This window comes from Candidatus Symbiothrix dinenymphae, from assembly GCF_001431085.1.
Window position 1 is genome coordinate 1 of the sequence record NZ_BBRU01000067.1, and the last position, 1048, is coordinate 1048.

At 42.3% G+C, this 1048-nt stretch carries 2 protein-coding genes; one reads left to right on the forward strand and one right to left on the reverse strand.

The genetic code is table 11. The annotated features are described in order from the left end of the window. Nucleotides 1–107: 107 nt before the first annotated feature. On the reverse strand, nucleotides 108–446 hold the full coding sequence (locus tag ASC50_RS01110; RefSeq protein ID WP_226995313.1) for a helix-turn-helix domain-containing protein: 339 nt from the start codon (nucleotides 444–446) through the stop codon (nucleotides 108–110). Between the two features lie 156 nt (nucleotides 447–602). Here ASC50_RS01110 and ASC50_RS01115 point away from each other — a divergent pair, with 156 nt between their 5' ends. Next, nucleotides 603–941 carry a hypothetical protein gene (locus ASC50_RS01115; RefSeq protein ID WP_056928598.1) on the forward strand — a complete coding sequence of 113 codons (339 nt, stop codon included), beginning with the start codon at nucleotides 603–605 and terminating at the stop codon, nucleotides 939–941. The last annotated feature ends 107 nt before the right edge of the window (nucleotides 942–1048 follow it).

Here is a 1048-nt window from a genome sequence, read left to right on the forward strand (position 1 = left end):
CCGATGTTCAGCAACTTCACGCCAGCCGGAAGGGGTGAGAGAGGCGTGTTGTTCCAATTTTTTTATTACTTCTTTCATATTTTTTATTTATAATTCTTTCAAATAATCTACAAAACCTGTTTCATCCGCGCCATAATCTGCGTCAGCTCCTCAACACAGTGAGTCAGCACTTTGAGATTTTCAAACAGCAACACAATATCCTTATTCACAGCAGAATCGCTCACTTTATTAATCGCAGTTGCAGGTTTTGGAACGGCGATTTGTGACCCGGTCGGTTCTCGTGTCAATCCCTGTTCCCGCATCTGTGCATCAAACACTAACTGCAACAAATCAGCAAACTTAACGCTCAAGCACTCCGCAATAACTGCCAAACGGCTATTATTGATAGTTGAACTGCTCAAGATGCGATTGATACTATTTTCGTGAACGCCAAGCCGGGCAGCCAAATCCCGCTTGGGTCACATGTTTTTCTATCAACAGTTTCGTAAAACCTGTCAACTGAATATTAGAATTCTCACTCATAATTATGAGTGAGAATTCTAATATTCAGTTGACAGGTTTTACGAAACTGTTGATAGAAAAACATGTGACCCAAGCGGGATTTGGCTGCCCGGCTTGGCGTTCACGAAAATGGTATCAATCGCATCTTGAGCAGTTCAACTATCAATAATAGCCGTTTGGCAGTTATTGCGGAGTGCTTGAGCGTTAAGTTTGCTGATTTGTTGCAGTTAGTGTTTGATGCACAGATGCGGGAACAGGGATTGACACGAGAACCGACCGGGTCACAAATCGCCGTTCCAAAACCTGCAACTGCGATTAATAAAGTGAGCGATTCTGCTGTGAATAAGGATATTGTGTTGCTGTTTGAAAATCTCAAAGTGCTGACTCACTGTGTTGAGGAGCTGACGCAGATTATGGCGCGGATGAAACAGGTTTTGTAGATTATTTGAAAGAATTATAAATAAAAAATATGAAAGAAGTAATAAAAAAATTGGAACAACACGCCTCTCTCACCCCTTCCGGCTGGCGTGAAGTTGCTGAACATCGG